The following is a 23,870-nucleotide window of genomic DNA, read 5'->3' on the forward strand; positions in this document are numbered from 1 at the left end:
CGATGTCGAAACCATTCTTCACCGTCTATTGCCTGATCATCTATGCCTTCCTGCTGGCGCCGATCGCGGTCGTGGTGATCGCCTCCTTCAATGCCGGCGCCTTCCTGACATTCCCGCCGCAGGGGCTTTCGTTCCGCTGGTACCTCGTCTTCTTCAACAACGAGGTGTTCATGCGAGCGATCCGCACCTCGCTGTGGATCGCGGCGATGACCACGGTGATCTCCGGGATCATCGGCACGATGGCGGCGATGTTTTATGTAACCCATGCCGGCAGGCTCAAGGAAACGGTGCGGGTCGCCATGCTGGCGCCGCTGCTGTTGCCGGAAGTGCTGACAGCGATCTCGCTGCTGTTCTTCGTTTATTCGGTTGGTCTCGGCACGCAGAACCTGGTCGGCATGATCGTTGGCCATGTGCTGATCACGCTGCCCTTCGTATTCATCAACGTCTCGGCCTCGATGGAAAGCTACGATCCGGCCTGGAGCCTTGCGGCGCAGAGCCTCGGGGCCGGGCGGTTCACCCGCTTCCGGCGGATCATGCTGCCGCTGATCAAGCCAGGCGTCATCGGCGGTTGCCTGTTCGCCTTCATCATCTCGTTCGACGTCTTCACCATCTCCTTCATGCTGAAGGGGGTTGGCATGTCGACGCTGCCGATCCAGCTCTTCGACTACCTGCGCACCAATTTCACGCCGGAAGCGGCGGCCGTCTCGACCTGCTCGATCGTGCTGACGATGGCGGTGGTGATCATTTCGGAAAAGGTGCTGGGCCTGCGCATCCACCGTTTCTAGTAGAGCTTGCCGCGGGCGGTGACCGGCCACAGCGCCTCGACGTGGCCGTTGCGGATGCAGACATACCAGTCGTAGAGATTGCAGGTCGGGTCGCAGTGACCCGGCACGAGCGACAAGCGGTCGTTGAGCTTCAATGTATCTTGCAGGTCCTCGATCTTGCCGTGCTCGTCCGACGCGCTGACGAACTTGAGATCGGGGCGTTCGAACACCGTCGGCAACCCGCTGTCGATCGAATGCGCCTTGAGGCCCGCGTCGCAGATGGCGCGGCCGGAGGCCGGCTTGCTCATGATCGAGGTCAGCACGAAGAGCGCATGCTCAAAGCTGCCGACCGTGCCGTTACCCTCCGTCGCGCGGACGCGGGCATAGTCGGCATCCATGAAGATGTAAGAGCCCGGCTGGATCTCGTTGTAGAGACCGGATGCACCTTCGAGATTGTGGGTGCCAGTCCCCGCGCCGGTGATGATCTTCGGCTCCAGCCCCGCCTCCCGCAGCAGCACGGCCGTTTCCCGCGCCATGCCGATCGCCGTGTCGATCGCGGCGCGGCGCTCGGCCGGATCGTAGATATGCTGCGCGCTGCCGTGATAGGCCTGGATGCCGACGAAGGCGAGGTTCGGCGCGGCGGCGACCATCTTTGCCAGCTCGACAGCCGGTGCGCCGGGCAGAACGCCGCAGCGGCGGGCGCCGCAATCGATCTCCACCAGCACGTCGAGCGTCACGCCATGCCGGACAGCTGCTTCGGAAAGCGTGGCGACGACTGCGGGATCGTCGATGCAGACGGTGACATGGGCGCTCTTTGCGAGCCGCGCCAGCCGGTCGATCTTCTTCGGATCGGCGACCTCGTTGGCGACAAGCACGTCGGTCACGCCACCGCGCACCAGTGCTTCCGCCTCGGATACTTTCTGGCAGCAGATGCCGACGGCTCCGCCGTTTGCCATCTGGTAAAGCGCGACATCTGCGACTTGTGGGTCTTGGCATGCGGGCGAAGCCGGACCCCCATCGCCTCGGCATAGGCTTTCATCCGACCGACATTCCGCTCGAAGGCATCGAGATCGATGATCAGCGCCGGCGTCTGGATGTCGTTGATCGTGTCGCCGACAGAGGCCGGCACGTCATAGCCGATGTCGAGGTTTTTGGGAGAAGAGGTCATGAGATGGGTCCGCAATGAGATGGCGCGACGATAGGTTCCCAGGCCCCTCCAGGCAATCGCCGGCCTGCAATTTCGTTCAAGATCGGGGCGAGGTTCTTCGGTAGCCATGGGAAAACCTCTCGAAAGGATCCCCCATGAGCCCGGAATTCCTGATCACTTCCCTCATCGTCGTCGCGTCGCCGGGTACCGGCGTGCTGATCACGCTCGCCGCCGGCCTGTCGCGTGGCGCGCGGGCGAGTGTCATCGCCGCCTTCGGCTGCACGCTTGGCATTCTGCCGCACATGATCGCGGCAGTCTCGGGCCTTGCAGCACTGCTGCATGCCAGCGCCCTGGCCTTCGAAATCATCAAATATCTCGGTGTCGCCTACCTCTTGTTCATGGCCTGGCAGGTGTTGCAGGAAAAGGGCGCGCTGACCGTCGAGGCGGACCGGAAGCCGAAATCCGTTGGCCAAGTCATCGTTTCGGCAATCCTTGCCAATGCGCTCAATCCGAAACTGTCGATCTTCTTTTTCGCCTTCCTGCCGCAGTTCGTCGGCCGGGACGAAGCAGCACCCGTTCTGCGCATGACCGAGCTCAGCCTCGTCTTCATGCTGATGACCTTCGGCATCTTCGTTCTCTACGGCCTGTTTGCCGCCTCGGTGCGCGGCCACGTGATCTCGCGGCCGAACATCCTTGCCTGGATGCGCCGCGTCTTTGCCGGCGCCTTCGTCCTTCTCGGCACGCGGCTTGCGCTTTCGGCGCGATAGTTATTACCTGCCGCGTAATTGAGACGATGCAGCCGCTCCGGCATGTTCGCCCTGCCTGCAACGAGTAGGGCGATCCAAGGAGAAAAGACATGACCGATGCGAACACCAAAGCCGAACTCTATCTCGCCATCTGGAATGAGACGGACGCCATCCGCCGCAAGGCGATGATAACCGAGGCCTGGGCGGAAGACGGGCTTTACGTCGATCCGCTGATGCGCGGCGAAGGCCATGAGCGGATCGGAGACCTGGTCGAGGGCGTCCAGGCGCGGTTTCCGGGCTTCCGCTTCACGCTGATCGGCTCGGCCGATGGCTATGACGACAATCTGCGCTTTTCCTGGGGCCTCGGCCCGCAAGACGGCGAAGCGTTGATCAAGGGCACGGATTTCGCGGTCCTGAAAACGGCCGCCTGAAGTCGGTCTACGGTTTCCTCGATCAGGTTCCGGCTGCCGCATGACAACGCTTGGCGCCGCCCGCCCTCTCGGTGATTACCTGCGCGATTGGCGCCGCCGCCGGCGCATGAGCCAGCTCGACCTGGCGCTCGAGGCCGATATCTCGCAACGCCATCTGAGCTTCATCGAGAGCGGGCGGGCGGCCCCGAGCCGCGACATGCTCCTGCATCTCGCGGAGCGGCTTGACGTGCCGCTCCGCGAGCGCAACCCGATGCTGCTCGCTGCCGGTTTTGCGCCGGTCTTTGCCGAGCGTAAGCTCGACGATCCGGCACTTCAGCCGGCGCGGCGGGCGATCGACATGGTGCTGAAAGGTCATGAGCCATTTCCGGCGCTTGCCGTCGATCGGCACTGGACGCTGGTGGCCGCCAATGCCGCGGTGGCGCCGCTGCTTGCCGATGTCGCCGACCGGTCGTTGATCGAGGGGCCGGTCAACGTCCTGCGGCTCAGCCTGCATCCGCAGGGCCTCGCGCCTTACATCGCCAATCTGGCGGAATGGCGTAGTCACCTGCTCGAACGGCTGCGCCAGCAGGTCTCGGCGTCCGGCGATCGCGTTCTCCAGGCATTGCTGGAAGAACTGTCCGGTTATCCGGTGCCGGAAGGCGCGTCGAAATCGGCGCCGAAACACGACTATGCGGGTATCGCCGTGCCGATGGAATTGCGGACGGAGGCTGGGTTGCTGTCGTTCATCTCGACCACGACCGTCTTCGGCACGCCGGTCGACGTGACACTGTCGGAACTGGCGGTCGAATCCTTCTTTCCCGCCAATGACGAAACGGCCCGGCTTCTGCGCCAAATGGCAGAAACCGGGCCGTCGAAGAATGGCAGTTAGGAAGTTAGTCTAGCCGGCGGATCAGAATTCGGTCCACTGGGATTCGGCGGTTGCAGCCGCCGCTGCACCCCCGAAGGACTTGCTGACGCGCTGTGCAAGGCGGCGGGCCGGCGATTCCTGCGGAGCGGCGTTGCGGCCGACCGGGGCCGGGGCTGAGCCGTAGGCAGGCCGCTGCTGCATGCCGGAACGCTGGCCGCCTTCGGAGAGCTTGAAGCGGGTCAGCAGATCGCGAAGTTTGGTGCTTTCCGATGCGAGGTTGGCACCCGCAGCGTTGGTTTCCTCGACCATCGCGGCGTTCTGCTGGGTCACCTGGTCCATTTGGTTGACGGCCGAGTTGACCTCTGCGAGGCCGACCGACTGTTCGCGAGCGGCGGTGGCGATCGCATTGATATGCTCGTTGATGGTGACGACGTGGCTTTCGATCGTCTTCAGCGCGTCGCCGGTCTCGCGCACCAGCTTCACGCCGTTCTGGACTTCGGAGCCCGACTTGCGGATGAGATCCTTGATCTCCTTGGCGGCATTCGCCGAACGCTGAGCGAGTTCGCGGACTTCCTGGGCGACGACCGCGAACCCCTTGCCGGCTTCACCGGCGCGGGCCGCTTCGACGCCGGCATTCAGCGCCAGAAGGTTGGTCTGGAAGGCGATCTCGTCGATCACGCCGATGATGTTGGAGATCTGGCTGGACGACTGTTCGATGCGCTGCATCGCGTCGACGGCGTTGGCGACGACGGCGCCCGACTGGGCGGCGCTGGAATTTGCCTGCAGGGCGATCGCCTTTGCCTCGTCGGCGCGCTTGGAGGAGTTCGAGACGTTGGCGGTGATCTCGTCCAGGGCGGCGGCGGTCTCTTCGAGCGAGGCTGCCTGCTGTTCGGTCCGCTTGGACAGGTCATCGGCGCTCTGGCTGACTTCACGCGAACCGCTGTCGATCGACTGAGCCGATCCGGCGACTTCCGAAAGGGCTGCGCCGAGACGGGACACCGCCGAGTTCAGGTCTTCGCGCAGCGCTTCGAAATCCGGCGCGAAGGGTTCGTTGAGCTGGAAGGCGAGGTCGCCTGAGGCGAGGCGGCGCAGGCCGGCGGCAAGGCCGGAGGTCGCTTCCTGGAGGCGGGCCTGAGCCGAGGCTTCCGCCTCTTCCTGCAGGCGGATACGGTCGGCTTCCGCCCGAGCGCGGGCTTCTTCTGCCTCTTCTTGAAGCCGCCTGTTGGAGATTGCGGCCTGGCGGAACACCTCGACGGCGCCGGCCATGGCGCCGACTTCATCCTTGCGGCCCGCGAAGGGGATCTCGGTTGCCGTGTCGCCTGCGGCAAGGCCGCTCATCGAAGCGGTGATGCGCTGGATCGGACGGGCGATGCCGGCCAGCACGTAGGCCGCGGCGCCGACGATCAGGAGGAAGACGACGCCCAGGATGATTTCCATCGTGGTAAGCGCGGTGGAATAGGTTGTCTTCGCCTTGGCCGTTTCCACGGCCGCCTCATCCGTATTCGACTTGACCAGCTTGGCCACGGCTTCCATGACCGGCTGGATGGTGATGCGCATCTTTTCCATTTCGACGCGGGCGCGGGCATCCGAGGCCTTGCGGGAGAAGTCCAGCATCTTCTGGCCGTTCAGGGCGTATTTGTCGACGCCCGTCTGGATCTGGTCGATGATCTGCGTTTCCTGATCGCTGGAGATCAGCGGTCTGTAGGTTTCGAGAGCGGTCTTCAGTGCTCCCGACTGCTGGGCGATCAGCTTTTCTGCGGCCTCCATGCCGAAGTCCGACGTCGTCGTCAGATGGCCCATATAGGCGACCGTCATGCCGAGAATGGCCGTCTCGATATTCTTCGAGGCCTGGACGCTCGGCATCGAATTTTCGGAAATCGTGGTGAGATTGCCGGCAACATTGGAGAGCGAGGAAATGGCCGCCCAGGCAAGAACGGCGACGAGCGCCGCAATCGCGCCGAAGACGGCGATGAGCGAGCTGCGAATGGAGAGACGGGACATGAGATTCGGCTCCGGAATGGTGAAGCCTCGAATGAGGCAACGCGTTTTCACGCGCAGATCTGATATCTGGCGGTGTGGGAAGAGAGCCGGTCTCATACCTGCTCTTGCGCTACACCGGATGGCGGTCGCGCGGTAGCCGGGAGCTTAAGGTCAAACTCTTTAACGACAGATTGAATTTTGATAGTATATAATGACTTTTGATGATTTTTGGCGCGAAATGTGCGGAATTTCACTTCCGCTATCCGTTTATTTTATAAGGATAATATTGGAATCAGGCGGCATGCAGTAACAGGATGCCTGTCAATCGCGGATTGCTTGATTTTCCGTTCAAACCAGATGCGAAATCTAGCCTCGCGGCAGGCCGCTCCGGCGCAGATCCGATGCACGGAAGAGGCGTTATTTCCGGGTCCGGAGGCCGTCCATCAGCAGGCCGATCAGGCGATGCGAGCGTTCCCGCCATTCAGGCGATTCCGGAATCGAATAGATGCTCGACAGCGCATGCAGGAGATCGGTCGTTTCGATGTCGCTGCGGATAAATCCTTTGTCGCCGGCATTCTTCAACAGGCTCTCCAGCGCGCCGCGGACAAGGCCAGACCCCTCGGTAAACAGCGAGGAGTTCGACGTCATGAGGATGCGCAGGCTGTTGGCCATGCCGCGCTTGGTGGCAATATAGCCAACGAAGCGCCGCATCCATTCTTCGAGCGCCATGTCGGGAGTATGTTTCTGGGCAAGCTCGGTTGCGGCGGCGGCAAGGCTTTCGAGCTCGCGGCGATAGACGACCTCGACGAGATGTTCGCGGGTCGGGAAATGCCGGTAGAGCGTGCCAATGCCGACGCCCGCCTGGCGGGCTATATCTTCCAGCGAGGTCTCGACGCCCTTTTCCGCAAAGGCTGCGGCCGCGACTTCGACCAGCCTGTCGCGGTTGCGGCGGGCATCGGCGCGAAGCCTGGTCGGTGCTGGCGATGCTGTCTTCGGCTCGGCCGAGGCCAAAATGCTGCTCCAGAGCGATGAGGGCTTGACGAAAATCCGTAAGCCACTAGTTTAATCGGAGGCGCCTCCGTTTATGCGCGGCGCCTTCCACTTCTTAATCCAGAAGCTTGCAGGATGTCATGCCGAAATCTCATCGGCGCATCTGGCGGAGAAAAAACCATATAGCATCTGGTCGACCGTCGACCAGAGCATTCTACATTCCGAACTTCTCATTCTCGTGACGATGGCAGGAGCTTGATCCATGACACGAACCATCCATCTTTCGCTCGACATCAACGGGGGCCGGTACGATCTCGATGTCGAACCGCGCGTTACCCTGCTCGATGCCCTGCGCGAACATCTGGCGCTAACCGGCACCAAGAAGGGCTGCGACCAGGGCCAGTGCGGCGCCTGCACCTGTCATGTCGACGGCAAGCGCGTGCTCTCCTGTCTGACATTGGCGGCTCAGGTCGAAGGCCGGCAGGTCACCACGATCGAGGGGATCGCCGCCGAAAACGGCGAGCTGCACCCCGTCCAGGCAGCCTTCGTCGAGCATGATGCCTTCCAGTGCGGCTATTGCACGCCGGGCCAGATCATGTCCGCAGTCGCCTGCATCCGCGAAGGCCATGCGGGATCCGACGAGGAAATCCGCGAATACATGTCCGGCAATCTCTGTCGGTGCGGAGCCTATAACAACATCGTCGCGGCGGTGCGCGAAGCGGCGGAGATGGCGTGATGAGAGACTTTTCCTATCTCCGCGCCTCCTCGGCCGACGAGGCCCGCCAGGCGGCGCTTCAGGCCGGTTCCGCGCTGCTTGCCGGCGGTACGACGCTGCTCGATCTTGCAAAATGCGGTGTGATGGAGCCGGAAACCGTCGTCGATATCACCCACCTCTCCGGTCTCGGCGGGATCGAGGTCGATGCGAACGGCGCCAGGATCGGTGCGCTTGCCAAGATGGGCGAGGTTGCCGATAACGTCGGCATCCGTGCCGCTTTCCCGGCAGTTTCGGAATCGCTGTCGCTGGCGGCCTCCGCCCAGCTCCGCAACATGGCGACGATCGGCGGCAACCTGTTGCAGCGGACACGCTGTTCTTACTTCCGCGAGCCGGCGGTGTTTCCGGCCTGCCACAAGCGCAATCCCGGCTCCGGCTGTTCGGCGATGGGCGGTATCACCCGTAACCACGCCGTCCTCGGTACGAGCGATACCTGCATCGCCAGCTATCCGGGCGATCTCGCCGTCGCGCTCGTCGCCTTCGACGCCGTGGTCGAACTCGGCGGGCGGACGGTATCGGTCGATGACTTCTTCCTTCTGCCTGGCAATACGCCGGAGAGGGAAACCGTGCTGGAACGCGGCGAGATGATCACCGCGATCACCGTCCCGTCCTCGGCCGCGGCGACGAACTCGACTTATCTGAAGGTTCGCGACCGGCAGTCCTACGAGTTTGCGGCGGCGAGCGCCGCGGTCGGTCTCGAATTCGAAGCGGACGGCCGAACGGTGCGCGATATCCGCGTCGCTCTCGGCGGCGTCGCCACCAAACCGTGGCGGGTGCGGGGCGTCGAACAGGCCCTGATCGGCAAGATGCTCAGCCTTGAAACCGTCGAGACGGCCAGCCGGCTCGCCATGGAAGGCGCCGTCAGCCACGGCGCCAACCGCTACAAGATCGAACTTGCGCCGCGCGTCGTCGCTCGCGCCATCCTGAAAGTTGGAGGTCTCGCATGACCATCATGGAACCCCGCAAACACGGCGATGCCTCCGACGGCATGGTCGGCGGTCGTCAAACGCGTTTCGAAGGCAATCTCAAGGTCACCGGCGGCGCGACCTATGCGCTGGAATACCCGATCGAAGGCGTGGCGCATGCTGTTCTGCTGCAGAGCACGATCCCGGCCGGACGCGTCACGTCCGTCGATACGTCCAAGGCGAAGGCTGCGCCGGGCGTGCTGCTGATCCTGACGCCGGACGACGATCTCGGCTTGATGACCGCGTCCGACTGGTACGGAAACCGCCCGGAAAACCAGCCCTATCACCCGCTGCCGCGCGAGGTGAGCTTCAACGGCCAGTCGATCGTCGCCGTAATCGCGGAAAGCCGCGAACAGGCCTTGGAAGCGGCCAAGCTGATCTGCGTCACCTATGCGCAAACCCCGGCGGTCGCCAGCATCGACGATCCCAAGGCCGGCGAAGGCAAGGTGATGGGCAATCTCACCATCGGCTGGGGGGATGCCGAAGCGGCTCTCGCCGCTGCCCCGATCCGGATCGAAGGCGAATATTCGACGCCGCGTGAATATCACGTCGCCATGGAGCCGCATGGCTTGACGGTGAAATGGGACGGCGACCAGCTGACGGTCTGGGAACCGAGCCAGTGGTCGCATGGCATGGCGCGCAGCTATTCCGAATGGTTCGGCATTCCTTATGAGAATGTCCGCCTGATCTCGCCGTTCATTGGCGGTGGGTTCGGTTCGAAGGGAGCGGCTCTCGCCTATAGTGCCGTCGCCGCCTTTGCGGCGAAGAAACTCGGCCGGCCGGTGAAGCTCGCAGTTACTCGGCCGCAGAACTTCACCAGCTATGGCGGCCGCGCTGCGACCCGCCAGAAGATCAAGCTCGGTGCGACGGAGGACGGCGTCCTGCAGGCGATCGTCCATCGTGGGGCCAGCGAGACATCCACCTATATGGATTATCCCGAGCAGACGGGTGCGGCGACGCCGATCCTTTACAAAGTCGAGAATTTCTCGTCGCAGCACCGGGTCGTGCCGGTCAACACCGTCACACCCGGCGCGCTGCGCGGCCCGGGCAAGAATCCGAGCGCCTTCGGTATCGAAAGCGCGATGGAAGAGCTCGCCTACAAGCTCGGCATGGACCCGCTCGAACTGCGGTTGAAGAACTATGCCGACCACGACTACCAGTCGGGAAAACCCTGGTCGACCCGCCGGCTGCGCGAAGCGTTGACCGAAGGTGCGGCGGCATTCGGATGGTCGAAGCGCAGCCATGAACCGCGCTCGATGCGCGACGGCAACCAGCTGGTCGGCTGGGGTATCGGCTGCGGCACGTTCCCGGTCATCCAGGCGCCGAGCGAGGCGATGATCCGCATCCTCGGCAATGGCCGGGTCGAGGTGGTCAGCGGGGCGATCGACATGGGGCAGGGGACCTATACGATCCTTGCCCAGACGGTTGCCGAAGTGTTCGGCATTCCCGTCGATCAGGTCGAGGTCCATCTCGGCGATTCCCGTCTGCCGGGCTCGGCCATCGCCGGCGGCTCGATGCTGGCGGGCTCCATCCTCGGCGCCGTCCACAAGGCGGCGACCGCGGCACGCGACGAGCTGATCGGGCTGGCGCTCAGTGACGAGAAATCGCCGCTCCGCGATACCGGCGCGAATACGCTGACCTTCAGCGGGGGCCGCATCGCGGTGCCCCGCGACCAGGGTCCGTCGCTCAGCCTGCCGGAACTGATGGCGGCGCTCGGCCGCGACGAGATAGAGACGCGTCGCAACACGCTGCCGGATGGTGCTACACCTCAGGAGCATCACCAGGCCTGGACGACCATGGCGAAGGTCCAGGGGCCGACCATGGGCGAATTTTCCATGCACAGCTGGTGCGCCCATTTCGCCGAAGTGCGGGTCGACGAGGATTTTGGAACGGTGCGGGTCTCCCGCATCGTCTCGGCTTTCGATTGCGGCCGGCTCTATAATCCGCGGCTGGTCGAAAGCCAGTGGCGGGGCGGTATCATCATGGGTATCGGTCAGGCGCTGCTCGAGGAAGGTCTCGTCGACCAGCGCAACGGCCGCACCGTGAACAACAACATGGGCGACTATCTGGTGCCCACCAATGCGGACGTGTCGGATATCCAGGTGATCTCAGTCGGCATTCCCGACTACGGCGCTTCGGCGCTGGGCGGCAAGGGTGTCGGCGAAGTCGGCATCGTCGGCGTCGCGCCGGCAATCGCCAACGCTGTCTTCCACGCCACCGGTAAACGCGTCCGCGACCTGCCGATCACGCTGGAAAAGCTGATCTGATCGATCTGGCGCACCCGGTTTCGGCCGGGTGCGCCTATTTTCTCTTCGGCATGTTCGATGCGCCGAGGCTGCCGGCAAAACGTTCAGCCAGATGCTCTTTCCGGAAATGCTCGACCACGAAGTCGACGAAGACGCGCGTCTTTGCCGGCAGCAGCGTCTTGCTGGCGTAGTAGATCGATATCGGCCCGATATCGGCATACCAGTCCGGCAGCAGCCGGATGAGTTCGCCGCTTTCGAAATACGTCAAGCCATCCGGCATGGCGATCATCGCGACCCCGAGACCGAGGCTTGCGGCGCGGGCGATCGCCGCCGGGTCGTTCAGCACGATCTTTTCCGTCATCGCGGCGGGCATCTCGTCGCCTGCCGCATTGCGCATCACCCATTGGCGGAGGCGGCCGGTATTGGCTGAGCGCATCTGGATGCCGTCCAGGTTCGCAAGGTCCGCCGGATCGGCCGGCATTCGCCTGTCTTTCATGTAGCCAGGTGACGCGACCATAACGATATGGGCCGGTCCCAGCACCCGCGCGACCGTGCCGGGCGTCAGTTCGAAGCCGCCGCCGATCGCCGCGTCGTATCCTTCGGCGATCAGATCGACCTGACGGTTCTCGAACGTCCATTCAGGCCGGATCCGCGGGTAGCGGGCCATGAATTCCGGCAGCAGCGGCAGGATATAGCCCGTCCCGAAATGCGGGCTCATGCTGACCTTCAGGATACCGGCCGGTTCTCCGCTTTCCGACGAGGCGCCGGCGATCGCAGCCTGCAGCGCCTCGACGTGATCCCGGATCTCGGAGAGAAAGCGCTCACCCGCCTCCGTCAGCGTCAGTTTTCGCGTGTTGCGCTGGAAAAGCCGGACGCCGAGGTTCTTCTCCAGCATCGCGACATTGCGGCTGACGGCCGCGGGCGTCAGCGCCAGCCGTCGGGCTGCCGTCGAGAAACTGCCGAGTTCGGCGCTGCGGAGGAAGGATTCCAGATTGGCGAGGCTTTCCATGTAAGGCCTATTTTCAACGGTTGCTTGAAAATGATCCGCATTTCTATCGGCTAATCAAGCGCCAATCCAGAGGCGATATTCCTGTCATCGAAACCACAAGGAGTATCGCACATGACCATCGGTATCATCGGCGCCGGCAATATCGGCGCAGCTTTCGCCCGCGCTCTCGCCCGCAGCGGCGTGCGCGCCACCATCGCCAACAGCCGCGGCCCGGCTTCGCTCGAAACGCTGACGCGCGAACTGTCGCCCTGGATTTCCGCCGGCACGATCGAGGAGGCCGCAAGCGCCGACATGGTGCTGATCGCGGTTCCATGGTCGAAATTGCCGGCTGCCCTTGCCGGCCTGCCGGACTGGAACGGCCGGATCGTCATTGATGCGAACAATCCGATCGAGTCGCCGCTCTACAAACCGGCCGAACTCAATGGCCGTCTTTCCAGCGAGATCGTCTCGGATCTCGTGCCGGGCGCCCGGGTGGTGAAGGCTTTCAATCATCTGTTTGCGAAGCTGGTCGAGGCCGATCCTTCTTCCGAGGGCGGCAAGCGGGTGCTGTTCTATTCGGGCGACGACGTGGCCGCAAAGACGGAGGTCGCCGCCTTGACGGAGAAGCTCGGTTTCTTCGGCATAGATCTCGGGTCGCTTGCGGTCGGGGCCAAACTGGCACAGTTCCCGGGCGGCCCGCTGCCTGGACTGAACCTCGTCAATTTCGGCTGACGCTCAGTCGTCAGAATACCGTTCCTCGGACCAGGGATCGCCGCGCATATGGTAGCCGTTCTTCTCCCAGAAGCCGGCCTGGTCCTTGCCGAGGAATTCGATCCGGTTGAGCCATTTGGCGCTCTTCCAGAAATAGAGGTGCGGCACCACGAGCCGCACCGGCCCGCCATGCTCCTCGCTGAGCGGCTTGCCTTCCCACTCGGTGACGATGATGGCATCCGGCGAGGCAAAATCCGACAGCAGCAGGTTGGTAGTGTAGCCGTCATAGCTCGTCAGCATGACGGCGACCGCCTCATCCTGCGGATCGACGAGATCGAGGAAATCGTGCGTCGAGACGCCTTTCCAGTTGTTGTCGTAGCGCGACCAGGTGGTCACGCAATGGATGTCGGAACGCATCTCGGTCTGCGGCAACGCCTGGAAGGCCGCCCAGTCCAGGGTTTTCCGGTTGTTGACGAGGCCGCGCACGTCGAGTTTCCAGCGCTCGGTCGAGACCTGCGGCTGCTGGCCGAGATCGAGAACCGGCCAGTTCTTGACCAGATGCTGGCCCGGCGGCAGGCGGTCGGTTTCCGGCCTTGTGATCCGGCCGGTCAGGAATTTGCCTTGCTCTGCCCATTTCCGTTTGGTGATGGTGAGCTTTGAATCCTCGGGCTCAATCTCGTCGGCCATATCCGGTTCTCCTTGCGTCGCCCGATAATCTGATAAACAAGAAAGGCAATCAATCGTCTGTCTGGCAATTACCCGTCTTGGCAATTGTCTATTTTGGAAATTCTGTGCTCGGAAAATCATGCCTGCCTTCAATCCTCTTATCGAAAAGCTCAGCCCGCCGCCCGTTCCGTCCGTTGCCGCCTGGGGGCGTGCTTATGACGGCTCCAGAGGGCCGCTGATCGACCTGTCGCAGGCGGTGCCCGGTTATCCCGCCCATCCGGAGATGCTGAGGCTGCTCGGCGAGACCGGCTCCTCCAAGGCCTTTACCGGTTACGGGCCTATCGAGGGCGAGGCGGAGCTTCGGACCGCCTATGCGGCGCATGTCTCCGAGGTTTATGGCACAAGCATCGGCTTTAAGAACATCCACATCACGTCTGGCTGCAACCAGGCCTTCGTCTGCGCGGCGATGACGGTCGCTGGTCCCGGCAATACCGTGCTGATGACCGAGCCTTTCTATTTCAACCACGAAACGACGCTGGCGATGATGGGCGTCAAGACCGCTTTCGTGGCTTGCGAAGCCGCCAACGGTTTCCTCCCGGACCTCGTGGGACTTGAAGCTGCGATCACCGGCGAGGTGCGGGCTTTGGCGCTCGTCTCGCCCAATAATCCGACCGGGGCGATCTATCCGCCGTCGCTGCTCGAAGCGATCTTCAAGCTCTGCCGGAACAAGGGCATCTGGCTGATCCTCGACGAGACTTATCGCGACTTTCTGCGGGTCGCAGGCCGGGCGCCGCACGCGCTCTTCAGCCTCGACGGCTGGGAAGACACGCTGATCAGCCTCTACAGTTTCTCGAAATCCTTCTGCATTCCCGGCCACCGGCTCGGGGCGATTACCGCCGGCCCGGTCGCGGTCGGGCAGATCGCCAAGATCATGGACAATCTGCAGATCTGCGCGCCGCGTGCGGCCCAGGCGGCGGTTGCCAAGGCGCTGCCGCTTCTGGCCGACTGGCGCGAAGAGAACCGACAGGAGATCGGCCGCCGTGCCGACGCGCTGAAAGCGGTGATGCGGGCCGTCAACGACTGGAAGCTCGATGCGATCGGCGCCTATTTCGCCTTCGTGCGGCATCCCTTCCCGGGCAAGAGTTCAGCGGAAGTGGCGGAAAAGCTTGCGAAGCACGCCGGCATCATCTGCATTCCCGGCGCTTATTTCGGCGAGAGCCAGCAGGATTACCTGCGCTTCGCCTTTGCCAATGCGGACGTGCCGACGATCGGCCGGCTGCAGGAACGTTTGCAGAACTTTTCCCTATCGTGAGCATCAGCGCCCGTATATAAGCGGAGCATGGTTCAAAGAGCAGGCAGCGCCGATCTCCCGCTTCACGGTGGCCGGGTTCCCCGGTGGCTCGGCGAGCGCATGACCAAGCTTGGCGCCGTCATCACCCAGGCGATCGTCATCGAATACGGCCGCGATGAGCTGCTGCGGCGGCTGGCGCATCCCTTCTGGTTCCAGTCCTTCGGCTGCGTCATGGGCATGGACTGGCACTCGTCCGGCATCACCACCAGCGTTCTCGGCGCGCTAAAGCGTGGGCTGACGCCGATGGCCGGCGAGCTCGGCATCCATGTCTGCGGCGGCCGTGGGCAGAATTCGCGCAAGACGCCGGACGAGCTGATCGCGATCGGCAACCGCGTCGGCATCGACGGCAGCGGCCTTGCGACGACCAGCCGGCTGGTCGCCAAGGTGGACAGCGCCGCGGTGCAGGACGGGTTCGATCTTTACCTGCACGGTTTCATCGTCACCGACGACAGCAAATGGGTCGTGGTGCAGCAGGGCATGAACGGCGACAAGCGCCAGGCGCGGCGTTACCACTGGATATCCGAGGGGCTGAAGAGCTTTGTCGATTCACCGCATGCGGCGATCGAGGGCCGCGGGCAGGGCGAGATCGTCAACCTCGCCGACCACCGCGCGGAGGCCTCCCGAAAGGGCCAGCTCGACCTGCTTGCGACACTCGGGCCGGACCGGATCGTCCGCGAGGTGATCGCCATCGAGCCGGCGCGCAAGGTGAAGGAGCCGGCGCAGCCGATGCTGCCGCATCTGATCATGCCGGCCCATCACGATGTCCGCGAGGAGGACGTCAACATGAAGCGGCTGCACGGGACGCTGGCGGCCGCTGCCGATCGCGGGCCGGAGGATTTCGAGAACCTGCTGCTGATGCCGGGCGTCGGGGCGCGGACGGTCAAGGCGCTCGCGATGGTCGCCGAAGTCGTGCATGGCGCGCCCTGCCGGTTCTCCGATCCAGCGCGTTTCTCACTCGCGCATGGCGGCAAGGACCGGCATCCGTTTCCGGTGCCGCTGAAAGTCTATGACGAGACGATCAAGGTGATGAAGTCCGCCGTCGGCAAGGCCCGGCTCGGCCGCGAGGAAGAGTTGCAGGCGCTGAAGCGGCTGGACGACCAGGCCCGTCAGATGGAACGCTATGTGACCGGGCCGGACTTGAAGGAAATCGTCGCCGGCGAATACCGCCAGTCGCACGAATGGGGCGGCCGCAGCGTCTTCGGCTGGGAGCCACCGGCGGAGGAGACCGCCGATTTTCCGGGATCAGCCGATTACTTGAAGGGATCGTAGCCCGGCTTTTTGTAGATGAGCTCCGGCTGCCCCTGGATATCCGGCACGTAGACCTTGTCCGTCCAGTCGTCCTTGGGGACATCCTGGATCGCGACCGATATAGAGCTTTCGGTGGAGCCGAGGGCGGACATCAGCGCCTTTGTCACCTCGGCTGCCAGTGCCTGCTTCTGCTCTTCGGAGCGTCCCTCGAACATTTTGACGATAACGTGGGGCATGTTGCGCTCCTTCGATGTGCAATTTTCAAGCCAGCCGAAAGCGAAGATATCCCGTCTCGCTCCCGGATATCAATCGTGAACTCCACTCACGCCATCGGGGTCGTCGCGCGGTCCTTGCTGGTAGACGCGATCCGGCCTGCGAGGCTGGCGATGCGCTCCATGGCGATCGCGATCACATCCTCCGGCATCGTCAGCGAGATGCGCAGGAAACCTGCGGCCTGGTCGCCGAAGGAGGCGCCGGGCATGACGGCGACCTTTTCCTCGCGCAGCAGTTCCCAGGCGAACTCCTCGCCGTTCAGGCCGGTGGCTGTCACGTCGAGCAGGATGAACATGCCTCCTTCCGGCGGCATCGGCTTGATGAGATTGCTGCCGGCAAAGGCCTTTTCGACGATCGTCGCGCGGCGGCGATAGTTTTCCCGCATCACGTCGGCCGTGTCGAAATGCTGCGACAGCGCCATGGCGGTCATGTCGGAGATGAAGGGCTGCACGCCGAACAGCATGGTCTCGGACACCGGCAGCAGCTTTTCGCAGAATTCTTCCGGGCCGGCGGCCCAGCCGCTGCGGAAGCCCGGCGCGGCATGCGACTTTGAGATGGACGAGACGACGATGGTGCGTTCGGCAAGTGCCGGAATGTCGAAGGGGGAGGCGAAGGGTGTGCCTTCGAAGATCAGCTGTTCATAAACCTCGTCCGAGATGATCCAGAGGTCGTGCCGGCGGCAGACTTCGCCGATGGCGGCGATCTCGGCGGCGGTCAGCACAGCGCCGGTCGGATTGTGCGGGGTGTTGAGGAGGAGGACGCGGGCCTCCGGCGTGATCGCCCGTTCGAGATCCTCGGCCTGCAGGTGGAATTTCTTCTCGGGGCGCAGCGGCACGGGGATCATATGCGCGCCGGTCGAGGCGATGACGCCTTCATAGGTCGCATAGAGCGGATCGCCGACCAGCACCCCGTCGCCGGCTTCGACGAGGCCGGTCATGACGCCGTAGAGCGCCGTCTGGGTGCCGGGGAAGCAGAGGAAATTGCGCTCGGTGACGCCCGGCCGGCGCTTCGAATACTTTTCCACCAGCGCCTTCAGCACCGGCGGTTCGCCACGGCCGTTGGAATAACGGGTGCGGCCGGCATACATGGCGCGCGCCGCCTCGTCGAGCAGCGCCTTATCCGGCTTGACATCCGGCTCGCCGATGGTGAGCTCGATGATCTCCTCGCCTGCAGCCTTCATGCGGCGGGCGGTCAGGTGGAGTGCCCAGCGGCCGGAACCGAGATGGGCGAGACGGTCGGTGATCGAGGCATAACGCATCGGAGGTTCCTATTTCTATCGTTGTTCGGCTGAAAGTTCGCCGGGTTGCAGACGCAACAGCGCTTCCACGGAGATCAGGGCATTTTCTGCGAGTTCGTGTTCCGCGAACGTATCGGCCGCAAGCGTTCCTTCCAGCCAGAGGCCGTCGACCAGCGCGTTGAGACCGATCGCATAGGTGCGGCATTGGGCACGGCTCACCACCCGCCTCTCCTCGGTGAAGAAGGCGGTCAGCAGGGTTTCCAGCGCCTCCAGGAAAGAGAGGTAGTTCTCACGATGGATGGCGGCGAAGCTGGGGTCGATCTGGATATGGCTGATGAAGGCGGCCCACAGCGACAGGGTGCGCGGATCGGTGACCGGCGGCGTGACATTGGCGACGATGAAGCGCCGAAGGCGCGAGCGGGCCGTCTCGCCTTCGATCGCGGCGGCGATCGCCGCCTCGGTCATGCCGGCCATCACCTTGCGGTAGGCCGCCTGCAGCATCTGATCCTTGCCGGCGAAATAGTGCCGGATCAGCCCGCCGGTGACGCCGGCGCGCATGGCGATCTGGCGGACCGTCGCGCCCTGGATGCCGAACTCGGCAATACAGTCGAGCGTCGCGGCAATCAGGTCCTCGCGCCGCTCGGCCTCGCTTGCCCTGTGGTAGGTGCGGCGGTTCACGGGTCATCTCCTGAGGGCGGGACAGCCGTTCTTCTCACGGCGCTGAGGCTTATTATACGCGTGAATAATTCGCGCAAGCAAATTCCTTGAAGATCTGCCGCATCGGCATCGTTCGGCCGGCGAAAAGGCGTCGCAAATTGTAACTTTCTATCAGTTTTCAGGGGTTCGTATTAAGAGATCCTATACCTTAACCTTCACAATATGGAACCGATACACCCCATGCTGGGTGGTGACCGCGGCGTATTGGGGGATCATAAATGTCGTCGGCTGAAGAAAAACGCGAACTGCAAAAGCGCCTGGATTTCATCGGTCTGGACCAGGAGGCGCGGGCAACGCTTCGCCGTCTCGCACCGATCATCAATGCCGGTCTTTCGGCGGCTCTCGGCAGATTCTACAAGAAGATCCAATCGACGCCCGACACCGCCAAGCTGTACTCTAGCCAAGCTCACATGGACGGCGCCCAGAAGCGCCAGATGAGCCATTGGAGCGTCGTCGGCGAAGCCAGATACGACGAGCGTTATGTGGAAGGCGTGCAGGCCGTGGGCGCCGCGCATGCCCATTCCGGGCTCGATCCGCGCTGGTATATCGGCGGTCAGGCGCTGGTCATGGAAAGCCTGATCCACAAGGTGATGGCCGAAAACTGGCCATCCCGTTTCGGCCGCGGCAAATCCGAAGAGCTTGCCAAGCAAGTCAGCACCCTGGTCAAGGCGGCGATGCTCGACATGGATTATTCGATCTCCGTCTATCTGGATATCCAGGCCGAGGAGCGCCGCCGCGCCGAGGAGGCGAAGCTCGTCGCCGAAGAGGAGCAGGAGGTTGCGCTCCAGGCTCTGGACGACGTGCTGAAGGGGCTTTCCGCGGGCGATCTGGAGAGCCGGCTTTCCACTGCTCTTCCCGCGAACTTTGTCCGGATGGCGGAAGATTACAACGGCAGCGCAGAGAAGCTGCGCGGCACATTGGCGACCGTGCGCCATGCGGGCGAGGAAATCCTCACCAGCACCAACGGCATTTCCCAGGCTTCACAGGATCTTGCCCGGCGGACGGAAGAACAGGCCCAGGGCCTGGAGGAAAGTTCTGCCACGCTGCATCAGCTCACCCACAGCGTTTCCGGCACCGCCGAAGGCGCCAGCAAGGCGGCCGGCGCGGTCGACGTGGCGCTGTCGGAGGCGCGTGCCTCGGGGCCGGTCGTCAAGCAGGCGGTGGCCGCCATGGGCGAGATCGAACGCTCGTCCGACGAGATTTCCAAGATCATTGGCGTCATCGACGAGATCGCCTTCCAGACCAACCTCCTGGCGCTGAACGCGGGCGTAGAGGCGGCGCGTGCCGGCGAGGCCGGTCGCGGTTTTGCCGTGGTGGCGCAGGAGGTGCGGGCGCTGGCGCAGCGCTGCGCCGATGCCGCCAAGGAGATCAAAGACCTGATTTCCGACAGTTCGCGCCAGGTTCAGGCGGGGGTCGATCTCGTCAACAATGCCGGTGCGGCGCTCAGCCAGATCACCGCGCGCATCGACGACATCAACACGATCGTCAAGACGATCGCCACCGAAGCGGCGCACCAGTCGACCGGCCTGCATGAGGTCAACGGTGCACTGAGCCGGATGGATTCGCTCACCCAGGAAAATTCGGCCATGGTGCTGGAGACATCCAAGCAGACGTCGGACCTGCGCGATGCGGTGGAACGGCTGGTCACGGCGTTGCGCGGCTTCAAGACCCGCAGCGCCGAACGGCTCGCCCGCGACCGGCAGAAGCGGGACGAGATTCCGGGCCATCGCCTCGTCGCCTGATCAGCGCCTTCCGCCGGCAAGCCGGACGGCTTCGGGCCTGCGGCGCAGGATCAGCATGGAGGCGGCGCCGAAGATCGGCCCGATCGCCAGCAACACGAACGCCCAGCGCCAGCCGCCGAGCAGCTCGGCCAGATGCGGCATCAGCCAGATCATGAAGATGGTCAGCGCAAAGCCCATGCCCATCTGCAGCGACAATGCCGTGCCGATGTAATTGCGGTCGGCAAGTTCGGTCACTGCGGCGGAGAATTGCGCCGAATCTCCGATGATAGAAATTCCCCAGACGATCACCACCAGCGCCAGCAGCCAGAAGGGGCCGTCGAAGACGAAGCCGATGGTCAGCGCACAGGCGCCGGAGACGATCATCAGGCCGGCGGTGGTGGCGGTGCGCCCGAAACGATCCGAGAGCACGCCGCCGGCGAAACAGCCGAGGACGCCTGAGGCGACCGCGATGAAGGTGAGCAGCGAGGCTTCGCTGCTGATCCCGGTGCCGCCCTTGTCGAGCGCTGCGGTCAGGTAGGCGAGCAGCCAGGCCCACATGGCATAAAGTTCCCACATATGGCCGAGATAACCGCCGTTCACGAGCAGCAGGTTGCGGTCTTTGAGCACCCTGCCGATCTGGCGCGGATCGAACAGCGCCTTGCCAAATGGGTAGGGGCCTTCGCGGGTGAAGGCGAGGAGAACGACGGCGCCGACCAGCGTGGCACCGCTCGAAAGCAGCACGACATTGTGCCAGTCAACAGCAGATGACATGCCACGAAAGAGGTGCGGCAGCGAGGAGCCGGCGGTGATCGCACCGATGACGCCGGCAAGTGCGAGGCCACGGCCCGAGATAAACCAGGTCGAGACGAGTTTCAGCGCCGGCGGATAGACGCCCGCGAGCGCAAAGCCGGTGACCATGCGGCAGAGGATGGCGCCGGTCGGGCCGGGTTCCAGAGCCAAGGCGGCGTTGGAGAGCGCGGCGAGCAGGGCAGAGGCCGCCATCAGCCGGTTCATGCGGATGAGATCCGGGAGATTGAACAGGCTTGCCGTCAGCGCGCCGATCACGAAGCCGATCTGTACGCCGTTGGTGAGCCACGCGGCGGCACTTTCGGATAGCGACCAGGCCCGTTTCAGCTCCGGCGCGATGGAGTTGGCCGAAAACCAGCAGGAAAAGGAGAGCACGACGGCGAGGCACAACAGCGCCAGCATGGACCAGCGGCCTGCGGCTGGCGTTTCCGGGATCGTCGCGGTGCTCATCAATTTATCCCGTGATGCGGTATCTGGCGGCGATATGGCGTTCCGGCAGGCGCGGCGTTCCGAACAGTTTTTCACGGAACGGGCCTTCGCGGTAGCCGGTCTTGTAGAGGCCGCGTTCCTGCAGGATCGGGATCACCAGCTCGATGATATCGTCAAAACATTCCGGCACAACGGTACGCGACAGGTTGAAGCCGTCGACGCCTGCTTGATCCATCCAGGCGGCGAGATTGCCAGCGATCTGCTGGGCGGAACCGATCATCGGCGCCTGGCGGCTGCCTAGCACCATCTGTTCGAGCAGCTTGCGCTTGGTCCATTGCGGCCCTGCGGTTCGGGTCATGGCTTCGACGTTGGAAACGATCGCCGAGCTCTTGCCGGTCTCGATCGGCTCGTCGAGATCATACTTTGCGAAATCGATGCCGAGCGAACCGGCGGCATGCACCAACGCACCTTCGGAGCTCGCATAGGCGCGGTAATCCTCGAACTTTTCGCGCGCTTCCTTTTCGGTGCGGCCGGTGACGATCGTGGCGCCGACGAAGACTTTGACGTCCTCGGCGTTGCGGCCGTATTCGACCGCGCGGGCTCTGATGTCGTCGACGATGCCCTTGACGCCTTCGATCTTCTGGCCGTTGACGAAGACACATTCGGCATGGGTCGCGGCGAACTGCCGGCCGCGAGTCGAGGATCCTGCCTGGTAGAGGACCGGCGTGCGCTGCGGCGAGGGTTCGCAGAGATGGATCGCCTCGATGCCGTATTGCTTGCCGCGGTGATGGACCTTGTCGACCTTGGCCGGGTCGGCATAAACGCGGTTCGCCCGGTCGAAGACCACGGCGTCTTCCTCCCAGCTCCCTTCCCAGAGCCGGTACATGATCTCCATGTATTCGTCGGCGAGGTCGTAGCGGTCGTCATGGGCGGCGACACCCTCCAGCCCGATCGCCTTGGCGGCGCTGTCGAGATAACCCGTGACGATGTTCCAGCCGATCCGGCCGCCCGTCAGGTGATCGAGGGTCGACATGCGGCGGGCGAAAACGAATGGCGGTTCATGGGTGAGGTTGGCGGTGACGCCAAAGGACAAGTGTTCGGTGACGCCGGCCATGGCCGGCACAAGCAGCAGCGGATCGTTGACCGGCACCTGCACCGCGCCCCTCAGGGCCGCCGCGTTGCTACCGCCGAAGACGTCGTTGACGCCGAGCACGTCCGCCAGGAATATGCCGTCGAACAGGCCGGCCTCCAGCTTCTTCGCATAGTCCGTCCAGTAGCGGAGCTGTGTATAGCGGTGCGACTGGTCGCGCGGATGTGCCCAGAGTCCCTGCTGGATATGGCCGACGCAGTTCATGTCGAAAGCGTTGAAACGGATTTCGCGCGTCACAGTCGTTCCCCTGAATTCCTCGTTGCGAACGAGCGTTGTCTCTTATAGGATCTATTTGTCTACTATAGAAGACGATCATTGAAAGGCAAGCCGCTTGCAGCAGACGGAAAACGACCCGGTCCAGGCGATCGCCATGCGGCTGAAGATCGAGCGGGAAGCGCGCGGCTGGTCGCTCGCCGAGCTTGCGGAGCGCTCGGGCGTTTCCAAGGCGATGATCAGCAAGATCGAGCGCAGCGAGGCGAGCCCGACGGCGACAGTGCTCGGCAGGCTCTCCGGTGCCTTCGGCCTGCCGCTCTCGGTGCTGCTGGCGCTTGCCGAGCGGACGCAGGAGCGCGTCGCGCTACAGGCGGAACAGCCGGTCTGGACCGATCCGGAAACCGGTTATATCCGCCGCGCCGTCTCTCCGCCGAATTCCATGCTGGAGCTTCTGGACGTGTCGCTGCCTCCTGGCGTTCGCGTCCCCTATCCAGCTTCGGCCTTCGCCTTCCAGCATCAGCAGATCTGGGTCCTGTCCGGCCGGCTCGATTTCCGGGAGGGGACGGTGATGCATCACCTCTCCGAAGGTGATTGCCTCCTGCTCGGTCCGCCTGCCGATTGCGTCTTCTTCAACCCGGGCAAGGAGCCGACGCGTTACGTGGTGGCGCTGACGCGGCGGTAGGCATTCCGCGATGGAACAAGCAGGACGCCTGTTGGTTAGCGTCCGGCAATTCATGTCCATCGGGAGACTTTCATGGCCCTCACAGCGATCGCCCTCAACGCAACCCTGAAATCCAGTGGCGGCGAGCCGTCATCGACCGACCGGATGCTTGATCTGATCGCGGCGGCTCTGCAGAAGGAAGGCGTCGAGACCGAAACGATCCGGCTCGCGGATCACAACGTCAAGCCGGGCGTGACTTCGGATGAAGGGGCGGGCGATGCCTGGCCGGCGATCCGCAAGCTGATCCTCGACGCGGATATCCTCATCCTTGGCACGCCGATCTGGGTGGGCCAGCCCTCGAGCGTAGTCAAGCGGGCACTGGAACGCATGGACGCCTTTTTGGAAGAAAAGGACGATCAGGGCCGGATGGTCTCCTATGGCAAGGTTGCGGCCGTTGCCGTCGTCGGCAACGAGGACGGCGCACACCACGTCTCGGCCGAGCTCTACCAGGCAATCAACGATGTCGGCTTCACGATCGCCGCCAATGCGGTCGCCTATTGGGTCGGCGGGGCGATGGGCAGCACCAATTTCGTCGATCTCGACGAGGTTCCGGAGGTGGTGACGACATCGGTTGAGATGCTCGCCCGCAACACGGCGCATCTCGCCAAGCTGCTGAAGCAGAACGAATACCCGGGAGAATGATCAGGCGCCGAGCCAGAATTTTATGATCATGCCCACGGTGCCGACAGTGGCGACGCCGGCCACCCACAGGCCGACGAACCAGGCGAGCCGCTTCAAGGTTTCACCGAC

General features: G+C 63.6%; 21 protein-coding genes and 2 pseudogenes. 13 read left to right on the forward strand and 10 right to left on the reverse strand.

The annotated features are described in order from the left end of the window. Positions 1-2 precede the first annotated feature (2 nt). Entirely contained in the window at positions 3-785 is a 783-nt protein-coding gene (locus tag PMI07_RS19280) for an ABC transporter permease (RefSeq protein WP_007768888.1), read from the forward strand. Here PMI07_RS19280 and PMI07_RS19285 read toward each other — a convergent pair. After that, positions 782-1,932: pseudogene (locus tag PMI07_RS19285) on the reverse strand (DSD1 family PLP-dependent enzyme). The gene PMI07_RS19280 and the pseudogene PMI07_RS19285 overlap by 4 nt on opposite strands. 134 nt (positions 1,933-2,066) lie before the next feature. Here PMI07_RS19285 and PMI07_RS19290 point away from each other — a divergent pair. The 3 genes and pseudogenes from PMI07_RS19290 (at position 2,067) to PMI07_RS19300 (ending at position 3,956) form a co-directional block, all read left to right on the forward strand. Continuing rightward, positions 2,067-2,678, forward strand: a complete 612-nt coding sequence (locus PMI07_RS19290) for a LysE family translocator (RefSeq protein WP_007768903.1) — start codon at positions 2,067-2,069, stop codon at positions 2,676-2,678. A gap of 89 nt (positions 2,679-2,767) precedes the next feature. Further along, positions 2,768-3,132: pseudogene (locus PMI07_RS19295) on the forward strand (nuclear transport factor 2 family protein). After that, positions 3,129-3,956: a helix-turn-helix transcriptional regulator gene (locus PMI07_RS19300; protein WP_024163946.1), complete on the forward strand. Its 828-nt coding sequence runs from the start codon at positions 3,129-3,131 to the stop codon at positions 3,954-3,956. Before PMI07_RS19295 ends, PMI07_RS19300 begins: the two are co-directional and overlap by 4 nt. Positions 3,957-3,977: 21 nt before the next feature. Here the strand turns inward: PMI07_RS19300 and PMI07_RS19305 are convergent, their stop codons facing one another. Then, positions 3,978-5,936, reverse strand: coding sequence for a HAMP domain-containing methyl-accepting chemotaxis protein (locus PMI07_RS19305; RefSeq protein WP_024163947.1), 1,959 nt, complete (start codon positions 5,934-5,936; stop codon positions 3,978-3,980). Between the two features lie 396 nt (positions 5,937-6,332). Next, positions 6,333-6,926: a TetR/AcrR family transcriptional regulator gene (locus PMI07_RS19310; RefSeq protein ID WP_024163948.1), complete on the reverse strand. Its 594-nt coding sequence runs from the start codon at positions 6,924-6,926 to the stop codon at positions 6,333-6,335. A 241-nt stretch (positions 6,927-7,167) separates the two neighbouring features. Between PMI07_RS19310 and PMI07_RS19315 the strand changes: the two genes are divergently transcribed. Genes PMI07_RS19315 through PMI07_RS19325 form a run of 3 tightly spaced genes read left to right on the forward strand, consistent with a single transcriptional unit; the run spans position 7,168 to position 10,909 of the window. Next, positions 7,168-7,641, forward strand: coding sequence for a (2Fe-2S)-binding protein (locus PMI07_RS19315; protein WP_007754020.1), 474 nt, complete (start codon positions 7,168-7,170; stop codon positions 7,639-7,641). Then, complete coding sequence (locus tag PMI07_RS19320) at positions 7,641-8,624, forward strand: xanthine dehydrogenase family protein subunit M (protein ID WP_007754022.1); 984 nt, start codon at positions 7,641-7,643, stop codon at positions 8,622-8,624. Before PMI07_RS19315 ends, PMI07_RS19320 begins: the two co-directional genes overlap by 1 nt. Then, positions 8,621-10,909, forward strand: a complete 2,289-nt coding sequence (locus PMI07_RS19325) for a xanthine dehydrogenase family protein molybdopterin-binding subunit (protein ID WP_007754046.1) — start codon at positions 8,621-8,623, stop codon at positions 10,907-10,909. Before PMI07_RS19320 ends, PMI07_RS19325 begins: the two co-directional genes overlap by 4 nt. 34 nt (positions 10,910-10,943) lie before the next feature. Here the strand turns inward: PMI07_RS19325 and PMI07_RS19330 are convergent, their stop codons facing one another. Then, positions 10,944-11,897, reverse strand: coding sequence for a LysR family transcriptional regulator (locus tag PMI07_RS19330; RefSeq protein ID WP_007754049.1), 954 nt, complete (start codon positions 11,895-11,897; stop codon positions 10,944-10,946). Positions 11,898-11,978: 81 nt separating this feature from the next. Between PMI07_RS19330 and PMI07_RS19335 the strand changes: the two genes are divergently transcribed. Next, a complete protein-coding gene (locus PMI07_RS19335) occupies positions 11,979-12,608 on the forward strand; it encodes an NADPH-dependent F420 reductase (protein WP_280949777.1) in 630 nt (209 codons plus the stop codon). A gap of 3 nt (positions 12,609-12,611) precedes the next feature. Here the strand turns inward: PMI07_RS19335 and PMI07_RS19340 are convergent, their stop codons facing one another. Further along, entirely contained in the window at positions 12,612-13,274 is a 663-nt protein-coding gene (locus PMI07_RS19340; protein WP_007754051.1) for a sulfite oxidase-like oxidoreductase, read from the reverse strand. Between the two features lie 118 nt (positions 13,275-13,392). Between PMI07_RS19340 and PMI07_RS19345 the strand changes: the two genes are divergently transcribed. Both PMI07_RS19345 and PMI07_RS19350 read left to right on the forward strand, forming a co-directional pair. Beyond that, positions 13,393-14,565: an aminotransferase gene (locus tag PMI07_RS19345; protein WP_007754053.1), complete on the forward strand. Its 1,173-nt coding sequence runs from the start codon at positions 13,393-13,395 to the stop codon at positions 14,563-14,565. Positions 14,566-14,592: 27 nt separating this feature from the next. After that, positions 14,593-15,873, forward strand: coding sequence for a DUF763 domain-containing protein (locus PMI07_RS19350; RefSeq protein WP_024163949.1), 1,281 nt, complete (start codon positions 14,593-14,595; stop codon positions 15,871-15,873). Here the strand turns inward: PMI07_RS19350 and PMI07_RS19355 are convergent. From PMI07_RS19355 to PMI07_RS19365, 3 genes are all read right to left on the reverse strand, one after another. Further along, on the reverse strand, positions 15,855-16,088 hold the full coding sequence (locus PMI07_RS19355) for a tautomerase family protein (RefSeq protein ID WP_007772614.1): 234 nt from the start codon (positions 16,086-16,088) through the stop codon (positions 15,855-15,857). The two genes, PMI07_RS19350 and PMI07_RS19355, sit on opposite strands and share 19 nt — an antisense overlap. Positions 16,089-16,174: 86 nt before the next feature. Next, positions 16,175-17,383, reverse strand: coding sequence for a pyridoxal phosphate-dependent aminotransferase (locus PMI07_RS19360; RefSeq protein ID WP_007772613.1), 1,209 nt, complete (start codon positions 17,381-17,383; stop codon positions 16,175-16,177). Positions 17,384-17,398: 15 nt separating this feature from the next. Beyond that, entirely contained in the window at positions 17,399-18,040 is a 642-nt protein-coding gene (locus PMI07_RS19365) for a TetR family transcriptional regulator C-terminal domain-containing protein (protein ID WP_007772610.1), read from the reverse strand. Between the two features lie 257 nt (positions 18,041-18,297). On the opposite strand from PMI07_RS19365, the gene PMI07_RS19370 reads away from it, so the two are divergent. Continuing rightward, complete coding sequence (locus PMI07_RS19370) at positions 18,298-19,821, forward strand: globin-coupled sensor protein (protein ID WP_007772608.1); 1,524 nt, start codon at positions 18,298-18,300, stop codon at positions 19,819-19,821. Here PMI07_RS19370 and PMI07_RS19375 read toward each other — a convergent pair whose 3' ends face one another. Both PMI07_RS19375 and PMI07_RS19380 read right to left on the reverse strand, forming a co-directional pair. After that, complete coding sequence (locus PMI07_RS19375) at positions 19,822-21,057, reverse strand: MFS transporter (RefSeq protein ID WP_007772606.1); 1,236 nt, start codon at positions 21,055-21,057, stop codon at positions 19,822-19,824. 4 nt (positions 21,058-21,061) lie between these two features. After that, complete coding sequence (locus PMI07_RS19380; protein WP_007772604.1) at positions 21,062-22,423, reverse strand: LLM class flavin-dependent oxidoreductase; 1,362 nt, start codon at positions 22,421-22,423, stop codon at positions 21,062-21,064. A 94-nt stretch (positions 22,424-22,517) separates the two neighbouring features. Between PMI07_RS19380 and PMI07_RS19385 the strand changes: the two genes are divergently transcribed. After that, entirely contained in the window at positions 22,518-23,081 is a 564-nt protein-coding gene (locus PMI07_RS19385; RefSeq protein WP_007772602.1) for an XRE family transcriptional regulator, read from the forward strand. A gap of 72 nt (positions 23,082-23,153) precedes the next feature. Next, positions 23,154-23,762 (forward strand): flavodoxin family protein, encoded by a 609-nt coding sequence (locus tag PMI07_RS19390; RefSeq protein WP_007772600.1) that lies wholly within the window; start codon positions 23,154-23,156, stop codon positions 23,760-23,762. Positions 23,763-23,870 lie beyond the last annotated feature (108 nt).

Origin of the sequence: Rhizobium sp. CF080, from assembly GCF_000282095.2 — a bacterium.
GTDB lineage: Bacteria > Pseudomonadota > Alphaproteobacteria > Rhizobiales > Rhizobiaceae > Neorhizobium.

What these genes read in the sequence shown, in the direction of transcription:
- PMI07_RS19280 (WP_007768888.1), top strand. Translation starts at nt 3, where the DNA reads ATGTCGAAACCATTCTTCACCGTCTATTGCCTGATCATCTATGCCTTC.
- PMI07_RS19290 (WP_007768903.1), top strand. Translation starts at nt 2,067, where the DNA reads ATGAGCCCGGAATTCCTGATCACTTCCCTCATCGTCGTCGCGTCGCCG.
- PMI07_RS19300 (WP_024163946.1), top strand. Translation starts at nt 3,129, where the DNA reads ATGACAACGCTTGGCGCCGCCCGCCCTCTCGGTGATTACCTGCGCGAT.
- PMI07_RS19305 (WP_024163947.1), bottom strand. Translation starts at nt 5,936, where the DNA reads ATGTCCCGTCTCTCCATTCGCAGCTCGCTCATCGCCGTCTTCGGCGCG.
- PMI07_RS19315 (WP_007754020.1), top strand. Translation starts at nt 7,168, where the DNA reads ATGACACGAACCATCCATCTTTCGCTCGACATCAACGGGGGCCGGTAC.
- PMI07_RS19320 (WP_007754022.1), top strand. Translation starts at nt 7,641, where the DNA reads ATGAGAGACTTTTCCTATCTCCGCGCCTCCTCGGCCGACGAGGCCCGC.
- PMI07_RS19325 (WP_007754046.1), top strand. Translation starts at nt 8,621, where the DNA reads ATGACCATCATGGAACCCCGCAAACACGGCGATGCCTCCGACGGCATG.
- PMI07_RS19330 (WP_007754049.1), bottom strand. Translation starts at nt 11,897, where the DNA reads ATGGAAAGCCTCGCCAATCTGGAATCCTTCCTCCGCAGCGCCGAACTC.
- PMI07_RS19340 (WP_007754051.1), bottom strand. Translation starts at nt 13,274, where the DNA reads ATGGCCGACGAGATTGAGCCCGAGGATTCAAAGCTCACCATCACCAAA.
- PMI07_RS19345 (WP_007754053.1), top strand. Translation starts at nt 13,393, where the DNA reads ATGCCTGCCTTCAATCCTCTTATCGAAAAGCTCAGCCCGCCGCCCGTT.
- PMI07_RS19350 (WP_024163949.1), top strand. Translation starts at nt 14,593, where the DNA reads ATGGTTCAAAGAGCAGGCAGCGCCGATCTCCCGCTTCACGGTGGCCGG.
- PMI07_RS19355 (WP_007772614.1), bottom strand. Translation starts at nt 16,088, where the DNA reads ATGCCCCACGTTATCGTCAAAATGTTCGAGGGACGCTCCGAAGAGCAG.
- PMI07_RS19360 (WP_007772613.1), bottom strand. Translation starts at nt 17,383, where the DNA reads ATGCGTTATGCCTCGATCACCGACCGTCTCGCCCATCTCGGTTCCGGC.
- PMI07_RS19370 (WP_007772608.1), top strand. Translation starts at nt 18,298, where the DNA reads ATGTCGTCGGCTGAAGAAAAACGCGAACTGCAAAAGCGCCTGGATTTC.
- PMI07_RS19375 (WP_007772606.1), bottom strand. Translation starts at nt 21,057, where the DNA reads ATGAGCACCGCGACGATCCCGGAAACGCCAGCCGCAGGCCGCTGGTCC.
- PMI07_RS19390 (WP_007772600.1), top strand. Translation starts at nt 23,154, where the DNA reads ATGGCCCTCACAGCGATCGCCCTCAACGCAACCCTGAAATCCAGTGGC.